11 protein-coding genes are annotated in these 14,313 nt (G+C 44.3%); 6 read left to right on the forward strand and 5 right to left on the reverse strand.

Annotated elements, in window-relative coordinates; translation table 11 throughout:
• Positions 1 to 72: 72 nt before the first annotated feature.
• The gene (locus tag DWZ40_RS07450) at positions 73 to 1,848 is read right to left on the reverse strand and encodes a phosphotransferase (protein ID WP_118542253.1); all 1,776 of its coding nucleotides are present in this window, start codon (positions 1,846 to 1,848) and stop codon (positions 73 to 75) included.
• A gap of 397 nt (positions 1,849 to 2,245) precedes the next feature.
• Here DWZ40_RS07450 and DWZ40_RS07455 point away from each other — a divergent pair, with 397 nt between their 5' ends.
• Positions 2,246 to 4,036: a hypothetical protein gene (locus DWZ40_RS07455; protein WP_243035256.1), complete on the forward strand. Its 1,791-nt coding sequence runs from the start codon at positions 2,246 to 2,248 to the stop codon at positions 4,034 to 4,036.
• 255 nt (positions 4,037 to 4,291) lie between these two features.
• Positions 4,292 to 5,365, forward strand: a complete 1,074-nt coding sequence (locus tag DWZ40_RS07460) for a hypothetical protein (RefSeq protein WP_118542255.1) — start codon at positions 4,292 to 4,294, stop codon at positions 5,363 to 5,365.
• A gap of 51 nt (positions 5,366 to 5,416) precedes the next feature.
• On the opposite strand, the gene DWZ40_RS07465 is transcribed toward DWZ40_RS07460, so the two are convergent.
• On the reverse strand, positions 5,417 to 5,941 hold the full coding sequence (locus DWZ40_RS07465) for a hypothetical protein (RefSeq protein WP_118542257.1): 525 nt from the start codon (positions 5,939 to 5,941) through the stop codon (positions 5,417 to 5,419).
• 132 nt (positions 5,942 to 6,073) lie between these two features.
• Here DWZ40_RS07465 and DWZ40_RS07470 point away from each other — a divergent pair, with 132 nt between their 5' ends.
• From DWZ40_RS07470 to DWZ40_RS07480, 3 genes are all read left to right on the forward strand, one after another.
• A complete protein-coding gene (locus DWZ40_RS07470) occupies positions 6,074 to 7,711 on the forward strand; it encodes an O-antigen ligase family protein (RefSeq protein WP_118542259.1) in 1,638 nt (545 codons plus the stop codon).
• A gap of 178 nt (positions 7,712 to 7,889) precedes the next feature.
• On the forward strand, positions 7,890 to 9,695 hold the full coding sequence (locus tag DWZ40_RS07475) for a hypothetical protein (protein ID WP_243035258.1): 1,806 nt from the start codon (positions 7,890 to 7,892) through the stop codon (positions 9,693 to 9,695).
• Positions 9,696 to 9,892: 197 nt separating this feature from the next.
• Positions 9,893 to 10,696, forward strand: coding sequence for a tyrosine-type recombinase/integrase (locus DWZ40_RS07480; protein ID WP_118542261.1), 804 nt, complete (start codon positions 9,893 to 9,895; stop codon positions 10,694 to 10,696).
• 152 nt (positions 10,697 to 10,848) lie between these two features.
• On the opposite strand, the gene DWZ40_RS07485 is transcribed toward DWZ40_RS07480, so the two are convergent.
• Together DWZ40_RS07485 and DWZ40_RS07490 are read right to left on the reverse strand one after the other, a co-directional pair.
• Complete coding sequence (locus DWZ40_RS07485) at positions 10,849 to 11,037, reverse strand: hypothetical protein (protein ID WP_118534482.1); 189 nt, start codon at positions 11,035 to 11,037, stop codon at positions 10,849 to 10,851.
• Positions 11,038 to 11,095: 58 nt separating this feature from the next.
• On the reverse strand, positions 11,096 to 11,869 hold the full coding sequence (locus tag DWZ40_RS07490; RefSeq protein WP_243035270.1) for a transposase: 774 nt from the start codon (positions 11,867 to 11,869) through the stop codon (positions 11,096 to 11,098).
• A gap of 24 nt (positions 11,870 to 11,893) precedes the next feature.
• Here DWZ40_RS07490 and DWZ40_RS20440 point away from each other — a divergent pair, with 24 nt between their 5' ends.
• Complete coding sequence (locus DWZ40_RS20440; protein WP_347560058.1) at positions 11,894 to 12,295, forward strand: hypothetical protein; 402 nt, start codon at positions 11,894 to 11,896, stop codon at positions 12,293 to 12,295.
• Between the two features lie 139 nt (positions 12,296 to 12,434).
• Here the strand turns inward: DWZ40_RS20440 and DWZ40_RS07495 are convergent, their stop codons facing one another.
• On the reverse strand, positions 12,435 to 14,243 hold the full coding sequence (locus DWZ40_RS07495) for a hypothetical protein (RefSeq protein ID WP_118542265.1): 1,809 nt from the start codon (positions 14,241 to 14,243) through the stop codon (positions 12,435 to 12,437).
• Positions 14,244 to 14,313: the final 70 nt, after the last annotated feature.

Below are 14,313 nucleotides of genomic sequence, written 5' to 3' on the forward strand. Positions count from 1 at the left end.
CGTAGTACGCAGCGGCAATCCTCCGATAAATCGATTATAGCATAGGCGTGATGGAAACTGGTAACATTTTTCTTACAATAAACAAACCTTTTTATAATACTGCTTTGCGTACCGGTACATGATCAGTGTATACTCGCCAAATTCCTCCCCAAGCGATGCTTTGTATACCGCCCACAGCGCCCACAAAAAGCCGCCGAGCGCAATGTAAGAGTAGATGATTTTCCGTTCCACAGCTTCCGGTTCCCGGTCAAAGTAGATTTGCATCAGCTTTTCTACGGCTTCTTCATCATAATAAGAGTAGATGGCGCACATGCTGATGTCGATGAGCGGGTCACACATACCGGAATACTCCCAGTCAATAAGACGGACCGAACCGTCCGGCAAAAACAGGAAGTTATCTGCTACACTGTCGATATGGGAAAGCACTTTCGGGCGGTTCAGTGCATCCAGCTGGTCCATCAGTTCATTCATATGGCTGCGGACCACCGCGTAATCCTCAAACAGAGTGCCGCCATGAGCCGCGCAAAGCCCCTCGTAAAAAGCAATCCGCTCCCGGATATTGAATTCATGGTCCACGGTCAGTTTCGATTCATGCAGTTTATGCAAGACCTTCATGCACGCAGCCACATCCTCCCAGCTGTCGGCACGGGAATTGCGCGCACCTTCATAGTATTCTGCAATCTTATATCCGGTCTCGCCGTTCATGTAGATGATGTGCTCTGAAATCTTCAGCGGCTGAATGGCGCGGTACACATCTGCTTCTTCCTTACGGTTGATGAGCAGTTCCGTACCCGGTCCCGGAATGCGGCAGATATAATGCCGTCCCTGCAGCTGAAAGAGGAAAGATTTATTCGTCATGCCGGATTTCAGGCAGCGGATATCGTGGATCTCCGATTCCGGCACCTCAAATACGCGGGAGACAAGCTCCAGTGCTGTGTTATCCGAATGATTCTGGTAACGTGGATCAAACTGACGCAGCTCCTCCAGGTTTTCAAATTCATAAATCTGGTTTTCCGGCTGGCGGTTGATGTCCATCTCCAGTTCATCCAGATGCTCGATCAGCACATTCTCCCAGTAAAACTGTTCCGTGCCCGGAGTCTGGTAGTACTGTTCCAGTAGAGGCAAAAACTGTTCCGAAAACGTTCTGGAAAAGAATACTGGTCCGTACATCACCCAGGAATCGTGTCCGCCGACTTCCACGTGGGTGATGCGTCCTTTCTTATTATAAGAAAGACACCACTCCGAAGTGTTCCCTTCCATATAAGAAGAAGCATACCAGGCACCACACTCATACGCGTGGAACATATTGTCGCGCAGCCAGTTGTCGGAAGAGAGAATGTACATATTTTTTCCGGCAAGAACCTGGCGCGCCCGGTAGATCGTGGTCAGCGTATTCTTGGCAGCGTATTCCGGATTGTAGAGCAGCTTCACCTGGTATTTATCGATCAGGTATTCAAACTTCTCCTTTAAATACCCAACCGCAATGGTAATGTTCGTAATCCCCACTTCGTGCAGCTGTTTGATCTGCCGCTCAATCATTCGTTCCCCAAATACCTCCAGAAGTCCTTTCGGGGTCTCAAACGTCAGCGGTACAAAACGGGAACCAAATCCTGCGGCAATGATCAGCGCACCGTCTACCTGGAACTGCTCCAGAAACGCATCCCCGGCGCCGGTCAGTTCATACGTACCAGCGACACTTTTGCCCTGGACAAGGAGGCGCTGCTGGATAGCCTCCTTGATCAATGTGTTTACCGTACCAACAGAAAACCCCGTTTTTTGTGCCAGATCCCGCTGCGTAGAGCGCGGATCTTCCTTTATATAACGGCAGATTAAACCGATCCGATCCATGAAAAAATCCTCCATCATTTATAAAAACTGTTCAAAAATAATTTAAAATAGAAATATATGAACAATATAGCACAAAGCCAGACAGCCGTATACCCCACAAATAAAATTGTACTAATATTAATACATATTTCGCAAAAACTATAACTTCCGTAAGATTTTCGTAAGAAAACGCTTAGGGTTTCGTTATAGCATTTCAAAAAAAACTATATTATACTGTCAATGTGATGGAGAGATGGGAACTTCCAGAAGCAGTTACATAGAATTGCATTTATTCCTAAACATAGAAAAAATGTAAAAAACTATTGATAATTTGCCTTATAGGAAGTATAATCGTCTCGTAATGCAATTTAGAATTTCGTAGCAAATTCAAAAAAGTAAAAAGGAGAGTGCATTCATTATGAGAAAGCAGACTAAAGTAGTTGCAGTTGCATCTGCAGCAGCTCTGTTAGCTATCGGTGGTGCTATGACTTCTTTCGCAGCTCAGGGTTGGGTTGAGGAAGACGGTACCTGGTACTACTACGACAAAGATGGCAATAGAGTAGAGAACGAGTGGAGAAAATCCGGCGATGGCTGGTATTATCTGGACAGCGAAGAGAACGGCGCAATGGCTACCGATAAGCTGATCGACGATGATGACAACACCTACTACGTTGACGCTACCGGTGTTATGGTAAAGAACACCTGGGTTAAGGTTGTCAACGAGGATCAGGATGATGACGATCAGGCTGAGTATCATTACTACTATATGCAGGCTAATGGTAAAGCTATCAAGGCTCCGGACAGCGGAAAGACCACCTTCAAGACCATCGATGGCAAGAGATACGCATTCGATGATGACGGTATCATGCTGTGGGGCTGGGTAAATGAGAACTCCGAGCGCGAGAGCGATGATGACGGCTGGAAATCCGCAACCTACTACCTGGGCTCCTGGGAAGATGGTGCTATGAAGACTGGCTGGCAGAAGGTTACCGTTTACGATGACGATGATGACAAGGATGACGATTACGACTACTGGTTCAACTTCAAATCCAATGGTAAGAAACGTGCACAGGCTGATAACGAGGACACCTGGAAATCCGGCGGTAAGCGTTATCACTTCGACAGCCGTGGTGTAATGGTATACGAGTGGTACAATGTTGCTCAGGCTACCGAGGATACCGCATCTGCAGCTACTGCATGGAGATACTTCAGAAGCCCGGAGGATGGTGCTCGTGTAAGCAAGGGCTGGTTCAAGGTAATTGCTCCGGCTAAAGACAGTGACAACTCCTTCCTGAACTACGATGACAGCGACAGCTTCGCTTACAAGGATGCTAACGATGAGGAAGAGCGTTGGTACTATGCAGACAAAGATGGTGTTCTGCAGGCTGGCCTGATCAAGAAGATCAACGGTAAGTACTATGGCTTCTATCCGGAGGAGACCAGAAACGGCAATACCACCAAGACCGGACGTGCACTGGCAGGTCTGAATCAGATTTCTGTTGATGGCAGCGGTAATGTTACCGATGTTTACGATGATGACGTAGATGCAGATGAGTTAGATGATCTGTTAGATACCAATGTTGCTTCTGATGACGTAGCTGGTGATCTGTACTACTTCGGAGCTAAATCTGATGCTGATACCGATGCTGTTATGAAGACCGGTAATGTTACCGTAACTCTTGATGGTGAGTCCTACAACTTCTACTTCCAGAAGACCGGTACTCCGTCAACTGGTAAAGGTAAGGGTGTAACTGGTATTGATGATGACAAGTACGTTTACATCAAGGGTATGAGAATCAAAGCCGATGCTGATGACAAGTATCAGTTAGTTAAGGTAGAAGAGGATGTTCATAATGCTGGTAAGGATATCAACTCCGATAACGCTGTTGTAACCAAGCTGGATGCCCCGACTGGTAATGCAACTACTTCCTACACCAACAAAGATGGTGAGACTGTTCGTGTATATGTTATCAACAATGCTGACATGTATCTGGTAAATACCAGCGGTAACATTCAGAAGTCCAAGACCTCTGGTGTGAAGGATGGCAACGACTGCTACTACTATGTAAACAGCAACAGACACGTTGTATTCTACACCGATAACAAGGTCCTGAAGACCGACAATGACAAATATCCGACTAACATCTCCGTAGGCGGCAACAGCATGGCTGATCTGGCAGATGCTCTGGGTATTACTGTAGTTGACTAATCTGATTTGTTGAATTAATCAGATAACATTCTGTAAAAGAAAAGCAGGCCGTATATTGCAGTTTTGCAATATACGGCCTGCTTTTCTTTATGCTCAGTTTCGGGTGCGATTTGGTTATATTATTGTAATAACTGTCACAAAAAGTTAAATATTCTTCATGATATTATCGGTTGTCTGGATGCTTTATTTATGATATGATTTTTCTAGCTTAAAGAAGCACCATAGAAAGAAGCATGATATCAGGAGGAAGATAGAATGAGAAAGCAATTAGCTGGTTTATTAACCGTAACTGCGGCACTTACCATTTTAAGCGTAAGTCAGGCCTTTGCAGGAACCTGGCAGCAGGACACCAATGGCTGGAAATATTTAAATGATAATGGATCTTATCAGGGAATGGGCTGGTTTACTGACCCGTCTACCGGATCCGAATATTTTTTTGATCCAGACGGATATATGATGCACGGCACTCATGTAGAGGGTTACTGGTTAGACGATTCTGGTGTAAAGCACGAAAAATCCCAGGCTGAAATTGAATCCGAGAATCGCCGTAAAGAAAGACTTGCATCCAGACCGGCTCCGGGCAAAGAAGCCAGTGCAGCAGCTGAGGCTGCGAAAACTGCAGTGACCAGCGGCATTGCTTCGGGAACCAAGCGAATCGTTTACAGCGAGGAAATGTTAAAGCTGTATGACAGCATTTTCCTGGAGGCAAAGAAGGGTCTTGTAAAATCTGAATACAAAGATTACAAAGGCAGTATCAGCAAAGATAACCTTCAGACCACCTACTACTACGATGTTCAGGACAGGGGAAGAGTTTTAGAGGGCACCATCTGGAAATCCTCCAAAGAGGGCAGCGCCAGCTACACTCCATATGCGATCGAGATGAAGTACAATCGCAATCTTGTTCCGGAGAGAGAAGACTCCCAGTATTTTGAGACTGCTTTCAAGTCTTTGCTTACCGCAGCATTAGGCCAGACCGAGGGTCAGAACGTATACAACCGTATAATTATTGATGCAGCCAGCTCCGATGCAAGCTATACCCTGAACGGAACTACGGATACTGGAAATACGTATGAATTAACCTATCGTAACAATACTGCAGACATCAAGGTAATCTGCAGCGAAGCTGATTCCGCAGAAGAAATCGCCGCAGCAGAGGCCGCCGCCGCCGCAGCCGCTGCTCAGAGTGAGTTTGAAGAAGCAGAAGCACAGCCACAGCAGACTACTTCTGTTATTACTGCAGGACAGTCTAAAAAGACTGAACAGCAGGAAGAAACGGAAGCCACTGCCGAAGAAACACAGGACACCAGTTCTGAGGCAGCCGCAGAATAAGACAACAAAAAAACACCCTGGATTACACAAAACATAATCCAGGGTGTTTTTTTAGTTGTCGTTATCAGCGCTGTCAAATGTCATATACGTACCAGCCGGAATAACAACAGAGAAAAGAGGCTCCTCTCCATTATTGAAAGCGGTCTGGGTATAGATATCAAGATATGCATCGTTCTTATCAAATACTCCGCCAAAATATTTGTCGGAAGACATCTCATAAGAAATATCCTGGCTGGCAATCTGGTCATTCAAGACTTTGATGGCTTCATTGCCATACCATAAAGCATCCTCTGTGGAAGTATCGTCCTTTACAATTGCCGCAATGTTGATTTTGCCCTCATCCATGCGAAGGCCAAAATCAATAGCAACCGCCATTGGATAATTGTCCGGGTCAGTGCCGACATCCAGCACATCGGCCATAAGCTGATCTTCATCTAATTCATAATTTTCATAAACATTAAAATCCGGGCCATCATCCGCGGAAGCACTGTCAGGGCTAACATAGTTACTTTTGGTACAGCCAGTCAGCAGTAGCCCGCACAGGCCGGTTAAAAGCAGCCATTTATTCATTTTCATATTGTAGTCTCCTCTAAATTTCCTGGTTCAAAAACTGCATATGCTATTATATACGATTGCGGAATAAATGTAAAGATGGTATACTGAAACGGATCTTACACTTTTCTGTGTTTTTTGTAAAGGAGAAATTAAATGAATGAAACGAGAGCGGGAGCTTCCGGATGGTATCCGCGCCTTATAAACTGGATCATGAATATCTGCCTGTTTGTGCTGATGTTCATATTTCCTCTTATTTTTAACGATGGGTACTTTGATATTCCGGAAGTAAAATACGAGTGCTACTATTTATCGGTTCTGGTGACGCTGGGGTTAGTGATTCTTTTATCCATAGCACATCTTATAAAAACCAGAGATTTCCACTGGAAGGATTACCTGAGCATCACCAAATGGAAAAAAATGCTTCGCCCCACCGATCTGGTTCTGCTGCTATTTTGGCTTTCTGTTCTTATTTCTACCCTTCAGTCAGACTATCTTTATGAATCTGTCTGGGGAAATGAAGGCCGTTTTACCGGATTGTTCCTGATCAGCGTTTATGTTGTGGCTTACTTTATGGTGAGCAGGCTCTGGAACTTTAAGCCGTGGGCTCTGCAGGTATTTCTTGTCAGCAGCATGATCATGTGTCTGATCGGCATCAGCGACTATTTCCAGATGGATTTTCTGAAGGTAAAGGCAGAGGCCCTTCCTTCCCAGAGAGCATTATTCACATCCACCATTGGCAATATTAACAGCTACACCGCTTATGTTGCATTAATCATGGGATTTTCCACTGCTATGTTCTGGGTAGAAGAACATAGGCTCCGGAAGATTTGGTATTATGTCTGTATGATCGTATCGTTTTTTGCAATTGTCATGGGATGCAGTGATAACGCATACCTGGCTCTGGGCACTTTATTTGGACTGTCTCCCCTGCTCTTGTTCCAAAAACATGATGGTCTGAAAAAATATTTCATTGTGCTTGCTTCCTTTTTCAGCGTAATTCAGTGCATCGTATGGATCAATGAGCAATATGCAGATAAGGTACTTGGCCTGGACAGCCTGTTTCAGGTGATTGCTTCTTTCCGTGGCCTGCTTCCGTTTATCATTCTTTTATGGCTATTTGCAGGAGTTCTTGCATTGACAGAACGTAAAGTTTCAAATAAGGAGGCTGTGGCCCGCTGCAGTTTAAGAGCCTGGAAACTGATTCTGGCACTGGGCATTGCAGCCGTTGTATTGGCTTTCTGCGATGCAAATTTCTTTGGGCATGCAGAACGGTACAGTGCATTAAGCAACTACCTTGTATTTAATGATTCCTGGGGCACAGACCGTGGATACATCTGGAAAGCATCCATGCGGCTGTATGCAAAGTTCCCATTCATTCGAAAGCTTTTTGGATATGGACCGGAAACGTTTGGAATTCTTACCATTAACAAGATTTACAATGAGATGGTATCTTCCACCCACCTGATTTTTGATAACGCCCACAACGAATATTTGCAGGATCTGGTTACCCTGGGAGCGGTAGGTCTGATCACATATCTGTGGTTCCTGTTTTCCGCCTGGCGCGCAATGTATAAAAATCGTGAACAGTCGTCGTATCTTCTCGGATTACTGCTTGCAACCTTATGCTATAACGTACAGGCCATCGTAAATTTAAACCAGCCGCTTGTGGCTCCGATGATGTGGCTGATGATCAGCATTGGAATGTCAACAAGTATCAAAAAAGAACCACATCCTATAGAGAAAACCGCTGACAGCAGCGATGAAAATTCACCGTCCGCCGATAACGAATAAACGCATATTGCAGTATTCTTACAGAGAGCCGGAATGTGCCGAAACGCATATTTCCGGTTCTTTTTTCTCCCCTTTCCCACTTCTCAATAATTTGCCTTATAGGAAGTATAATCGTCTCGTAATGCAATTTAGAATTTCGTAGCAAATTCAAAAAAGTAAGAAGGAGAGTGCATTCATTATGAGAAAGCAGACTAAAGTAGCTGCAGTTGCATCTGCAGCAGCTCTGTTAGCTATCGGTGGTGCTATGACCTCTTTCGCAGCTCAGGGTTGGGTTGAGGAAGATGGTACCTGGTACTACTATGACAAAGATGGCAATAGAGTAGAGAACGAGTGGAGAAAATCCGGCGATGGCTGGTACTACCTGGACAGCGAAGAGGGCGGCGCAATGGCTACCGATAAGCTGATCGAGGATGATGACAACACCTACTACGTTGACGCTACCGGTGTTATGGTAAAGAACACCTGGGTTAAGGTTGTTAACGAGGATCAGGATGATGATGATCTGGCTGAGTACCACTACTACTATATGCAGGGTAATGGTAAAGCTATCAAGGCTCCGGACAGCGGAAAGACCACCTTCAAGACCATCGACGGCAAGAGATACGCATTCGATGATGACGGTATCATGCTGTGGGGCTGGGTAAATGACAATTCCGAGCGTGAAAGCGATGATGACGGCTGGAAGACCGCAACCTACTACCTGGGTTCCTGGGAAGATGGTGCTATGAAGACCGGCTGGCAGAAGGTTACCGTTTACGATGACGATGATGACAAGGATGACGATTACGACTACTGGTTCAACTTCAAGTCCAACGGTAAGAAACGTGCTCAGGCTGATAACAATGATACTTGGAAATCCGGCGGCAAGCGTTATCACTTCGACAACCGTGGTGTAATGGTATATGAGTGGTATAACGTTGCTACTGGTAATGATACATACCTGAAGGCATCTGCATCTACTGCATGGAGATACTTCAGAAGCCCAGAGGATGGCGCTCGTGTAACCAAGGGCTGGTTCAAGGTAGTTGCTCCGGCTAAAGACAGTGACAACTCCTTCCTGAACTATGATGACAGCGATAGCTTCGCTTACAAGGATGCTAACGACGAGGAAGAGCGTTGGTACTATGCAGATAAAGATGGTAAGCTTCAGGCTGGCCTGATCAAGAAGATCAACGGTAAGTATTATGGCTTCTATCCGGATGCTGCTGACAGCAATGGCAATACCACCAAGACTGGTCGCGCACTGGCTGGTCTGACCCGTATGTCTATGAATGATGGCGAAGATACCATTGACACCGTTTATGATGACGATGTAGATGCTGATGAGCTGGATGACATCCTTAATGGTAAGGGTGGTGCTGGTGATCTGTACTACTTCGGCGCTAAATCTGATATTGATACCGACGCTGTTATGAAGACCGGTAATGTTACCGTAACTCTTGATGGTGAGTCCTACAACTTCTACTTCCAGAAGACCGGTACTCCGTCAACCGGTAAAGGTAAGGGTGTAACTGGTATTGATGATGACAAGTACGTATACCTGAAGGGTGCTAGAATCAAAGCTGACAGCGATGACAAGTACCAGCTTGTTTCTGTAACTGAGAAGATTGCAAACAATGGCGGTGTTGATATCAATTCTGATAACGCTAAGGTTGCTAAAGCAGATGCTCCGACTACTGTTATTTATGAGTACACCAACAAAGATGGTGAGACTGTACATGTTTACGATGTTCCGGACAATATGTATCTGGTAAATACCACTGGTACTCTGCAGAAGTCCAAGACCTCCGGTGTGAAAGATGGTAACGACTGCTACTACTATGTAGACAAAGACAGACACGTTCAGTACTACACCGATAATAAGGTTCTGAAGACCGATTCTAAGTACAACGATCAGAACGATGGCTTTACCGTAGCTGGTAATACTTTATCTGATCTTGCTAAGGCTATTGAGGCTTATGAGGCAGCTCATCCGACCAGATAATTTCTGCAAAGGTAAATAGTTTGCTAATTAAGAGGGCTGTCGCACTAGTAATAGTGCGGCAGTCCTTTTATTTTATACGAGATTGGACAACTTTATCTTATCAGGGATTCGATATAATAATAAGACAATATCTTATCTGTGCATGTTGAAAAAACAATACACACATAAAGTCTTATTCATTACAAAGGAGGATCCCTATGGAGAACGAATTCAAAAAGTATCTGTCAGACCAAAACCTTTCTAAAAACACCATCACTTCTTATCTTTATGCCATTCGGCAATACGAATCCATGTATGACAAACTGAATAAGCCAAACCTGCGGGACTATAAAGTTTACCTGATTGAGCATTACAAACCACAAACTGTCAATTTACGCATCCGGGCCGTCAATTGTTATCTTGAAAGTATTAAAAAAGAACAATGGAAATTACCTTCTGTCAAAGTGCAGCAAAAACCATTTTTGGAGAATGTCATCAGTGAGGCCGATTATTTGTATTTCAAAAACTGCCTGAAACGCGATAATGAAATGTACTGGTATTTTGTGGTACGTTTCCTAGCCGCTACCGGTGCACGCGTGAGTGAGCTGGTTCAGATCAAGTGTGAGCACGTTCGTATCGGATATCTTGACCTGTATTCAAAAGGCGGAAAATTGCGGCGCATTTATATTCCGTCAGCTTTGCAGAAAGAAGCACTGCAGTGGATGAGTGATACTGAAAAAGATAGTGGTTTCCTTTTTCTGAATAAATACGGCGAGCTGATTACTGCCCGTGGAATTGCGGTACAGTTAAAACACTTTGGTTCGCGCTATGGACTGGATCCATCTGTTCTTTATCCCCACTCTTTTCGCCACCGTTTCGCGAAAAGCTTTCTGGAACGCTACAATGATATTGCCATGCTGGCCGATCTGATGGGACATTCCAGCATTGAAACAACCCGGATTTATTTAAGAAAAACCAGTACGGAACAACAGAATATCATCAATCAGATTATTGACTGGTGATATTTGCTATGTAATTTGGGTATCTAGCAAAACAGGCAACATACTGTGAAACTACAGTGTGTTGCCTGTTTTTTGTATGATAGGAAATTCCTCCACTCGGAGGAAACCATACTAAAAATGCCCGCTTTTATGCGGGCACCAAAACAAGACGATTACTGAAAGAAGTCGATATAGAAACCTTCTTCGGGTTCTTCGCCATCCCAGTCATCATCTTCAGTTAAAAAATAGTGCATATCCAAAAGATCAGCATCCGACATACTCTTCACAAGTTTTGCGGTCATACCTTCTGGTGGATTTTGAATGTATTTGTTACGGAGTTCCTCTAAAGCTTTTTTATCCATGATTTATGATGCCTCCCGTCTGTTGATAAATACAGTATGAAGCAGACGGGAAGAGAAATCAAGCGGAACGGCATTTAAATTTGGCCAAGGTCCTTTCGTAAATTTCTTCCAGAGGAATCCGTTTGTGATTGAAATAAAGATCAGTCAGAGTCATACCAATCTTGCAGTTAGGGCAGCAAAGAGGATCATATCCAAAGGACAGAGCGATGTTATTACGCCATTTTGTAAAACTGCGAATGATGGGCTGTCTGTTTTTCGGAATGGCACGCCTGAGCTTTTTGTCATTGTTCCGGTGTCTGGCATAAAGACCATAATAGCGGATCATTTTGTAGTGATGTTCCGGGATGTGCTGGATGAGCAAAGAAATAAAATCCAGCGCAGGGATACATTTTTTAACAAAAGCATTGTCTTCATGGCGATGATAATGGAAAGTAACATTTTTACCATCATAAGAATCAATGCGGTTTAAGGCAATGACAGGGCGTCTAAGATAGCGGCTGATATATTTGGTGACTGTTTTAGTATCGCAAAGATTAGGTTTGGCATAGACGTAGAAGCCGTTAGAATCTTTTTTATAAATGGCAGCTTTGATCTTTTGGAAGGATGGTCCGATCTGTTTTTCCATTTCGTTTAGCAGAGCAGTTTGAAAAGACATACGGAGCAAGGTGTAGTCAAAATGTTTAACAATGCGCCAAAAGCCGTCATATGAAAAGCCGCCTTCTGTGAACAGGCAATGGATATGAGGGTTCCATTCAAGAGGACGCCCGAAGGTATGAAGAACACAAATAAAACCAGGGACAAAGTTCCTGGACATGTTTAACTTGAAAAACATACGAAGAACGACACTGCGTACAGCATGAAACAAGCAGTCAAGAAGAGAACGGTCTTCCAGGAAGAAATGGCGAAAGTCTTCATCAATAGTAAAGACACAGTGACGGTGAGAGCATTGGATGAGTTGGAAAGCCATGGAGTTGGCTCTGTCCTGGCAATATTTGATGCCGCAAGTTGGGCAGAACCTGCTTTTGCAACGGAAAGGAACAAATTTAAGGTTACTGCATTTGGGACAGGAATACATTGCACCACCGAAAGCCGGGTCACCGCAGTTAATCATTTTTGTTACGTTATCAATGACAACCTGACGTGGATGCAAGATGTATACCATTTCTTCGTAATGGTCATTAAAAATGTTTTGGAGTATGTTCATAAGATAATTATGACGCAAAAGAAGAAAAAAGAAAACCCCACCCCTCAAGATTGAGGGGCAGGGGAGTTGAAGTGTCGAAGACACTTTTTCGAATAATCTACATATTTTTCAAAACACAAAAAATGGGCTGCTGTACTGAAAATTCGGTACAGCAGCCCATTGACTTTAAATCAAATGATTATCCATCAAATGATTATTCTGCATAATTAATAGTAGTATTGTATGCATCCTCAAGACCTTTAACCAGATCAGCTAAGGTATTGCCTTCTACAGTAATCTGATTGTTACTACTAGCGGTTTTCAGAACTTTGTTATCGGTATACAGGATAACGTGTCTGTCTTTATCTACATAGTAGTAGCAGTCGTTACCATCTTTTACACCAGAGGTCTTGGACTTCTGAATGTTACCACTGGTATTTACCAGATATTTCTGTGTAGCATCGTTCATAACCCAAACACGAACAGTCTCATTATCCTTATTTACATAAGTATAAGTAGCAGAGGTCTTCGGAGCATCCAGTTTGGTTACATTCGGAGCGGTCTCAGCATTGATATCATCACCATCAGCACTCGGCTCAACATTAACAAGCTGATATTTGTCATCGGAATCTGCTTTGATTCTCATACCCTTGATGTAGATGTACTTCTTGTCATCAATACCAGTTACACCCTTACCCTTGCCAGATGCAGGAGTACCGGTCTTCTGGAAGTAGAAGTTGTAGGACTCGCCATCCAGAGTAACAGTTACGTTACCGGTCTTCATAACAGCGTCGGTATCAATATCATCTTTGGAGCCGAAGTAGTACAGATCACCATCGATATCGTCAGACTCAACGTTGGTATCTAACAGAGTATCCAACTCATCAGCGTCCAGACTGTCATCATATACTGTTGTAACTTTACCGTCAACAACATCAATCTGGTTCAGACCAGCAAGTGCACGAGCTGCCTTGGTGGTCTCAGCCTCGTTCTCCTCGCCCGGATAGAAGCCATAGTACTTGCCATTGATCTTGGTGATCTCGCCAGACTTAAGGACACCGTCCTTGTCGGCATAGTACCAACGCTCTTCCTCGTCATTAGCATCACCTAATGCAAAGCTCTTGTCATCAGCGTAGTTGAGGAAAGCGTTGTCGCTGTCCAGAGCCGGAGCAACTACCTTGAACCAGCCCTTGCTTACACGAGCGCCATCCTCTGGGCTGTTGAAGTATCTCCATGCAGATGCAGAAGAAGCCTTCAGAACTCTGTCGCTGGTAGAAACATTGTACCACTCGTATACCATTACTCCACGGTTGTCGAAGTGATAACGCTTGCCGCCGGATTTCCAGGTAGCATCTTTCTTATCATCAGCGTGGGTACGTTTTTTACCGTTGGACTTGAAGTTGAACCAGTAATCGTAGTCATCGTCCTTGTCATCTTTGTCATCATAAACGGTGATCTTCTGCCAACCGGTCTTCATGGAACCATCTTCCCAGGAACCCAGATAGTAAACTGCATCTTCCCAGCCGTCATCCTCGCTCTGACGCTCAGACTGGTCATTTACCCAGCCCCACAGCATGATACCATCATCGTCGAATGCGTATCTCTTGCCATCGATGGTCTTGAAGGTAGTCTTTCCACTGGACGGAGCCTTGATAGCTTTACCATTAGACTGCATGTAGTAGTAATGGTACTCAGCCAGATCATCATCATCCTGCTCTTCGTTCACAACCTTAACCCAGGTGTTCTTTACCATAACACCGGTAGCGTCAACGTAGTAGGTGTTATCATCATCCTCAATGATTTTGTCGGTAGCCATTGCACCACCCTCTTCGCTGTCCAGGTAGTACCAGCCATCGCCAGATTTTCTCCACTCGTTCTCTACTCTATTGCCATCTTTGTCGTAGTAGTACCAGGTACCGTCTTCCTCAACCCAACCCTGAGCTGCGAAAGAAGTCATAGCACCACCGATAGCTAACAGAGCTGCTGCAGATGCAACTGCAGCTACTTTAGTCTGCTTTCTCATAATGAATGCACTCTCCTTCTTACTTTTTTGAATTTGCTACGAAATTCTAAATTGCATTACGAGACGATTA

Origin of the sequence: Clostridium sp. AF32-12BH (genome assembly GCF_003477935.1) — a bacterium.
Taxonomy (GTDB): Bacteria; Bacillota; Clostridia; order Lachnospirales; family Lachnospiraceae; genus Brotaphodocola.

Excerpts from the sequence above, each read along its gene's own strand:
- DWZ40_RS07450 (WP_118542253.1), bottom strand. The coding sequence starts at position 1,848 with ATGGATCGGATCGGTTTAATCTGCCGTTATATAAAGGAAGATCCGCGC.
- DWZ40_RS07455 (WP_243035256.1), top strand. The coding sequence starts at position 2,246 with ATGAGAAAGCAGACTAAAGTAGTTGCAGTTGCATCTGCAGCAGCTCTG.
- DWZ40_RS07460 (WP_118542255.1), top strand. The coding sequence starts at position 4,292 with ATGAGAAAGCAATTAGCTGGTTTATTAACCGTAACTGCGGCACTTACC.
- DWZ40_RS07465 (WP_118542257.1), bottom strand. The coding sequence starts at position 5,941 with ATGAAAATGAATAAATGGCTGCTTTTAACCGGCCTGTGCGGGCTACTG.
- DWZ40_RS07470 (WP_118542259.1), top strand. The coding sequence starts at position 6,074 with ATGAATGAAACGAGAGCGGGAGCTTCCGGATGGTATCCGCGCCTTATA.
- DWZ40_RS07475 (WP_243035258.1), top strand. The coding sequence starts at position 7,890 with ATGAGAAAGCAGACTAAAGTAGCTGCAGTTGCATCTGCAGCAGCTCTG.
- DWZ40_RS07480 (WP_118542261.1), top strand. The coding sequence starts at position 9,893 with ATGGAGAACGAATTCAAAAAGTATCTGTCAGACCAAAACCTTTCTAAA.
- DWZ40_RS07485 (WP_118534482.1), bottom strand. The coding sequence starts at position 11,037 with ATGGATAAAAAAGCTTTAGAGGAACTCCGTAACAAATACATTCAAAAT.
- DWZ40_RS07490 (WP_243035270.1), bottom strand. The coding sequence starts at position 11,869 with ATGTTTTTCAAGTTAAACATGTCCAGGAACTTTGTCCCTGGTTTTATT.
- DWZ40_RS20440 (WP_347560058.1), top strand. The coding sequence starts at position 11,894 with ATGAAACAAGCAGTCAAGAAGAGAACGGTCTTCCAGGAAGAAATGGCG.
- DWZ40_RS07495 (WP_118542265.1), bottom strand. The coding sequence starts at position 14,243 with ATGAGAAAGCAGACTAAAGTAGCTGCAGTTGCATCTGCAGCAGCTCTG.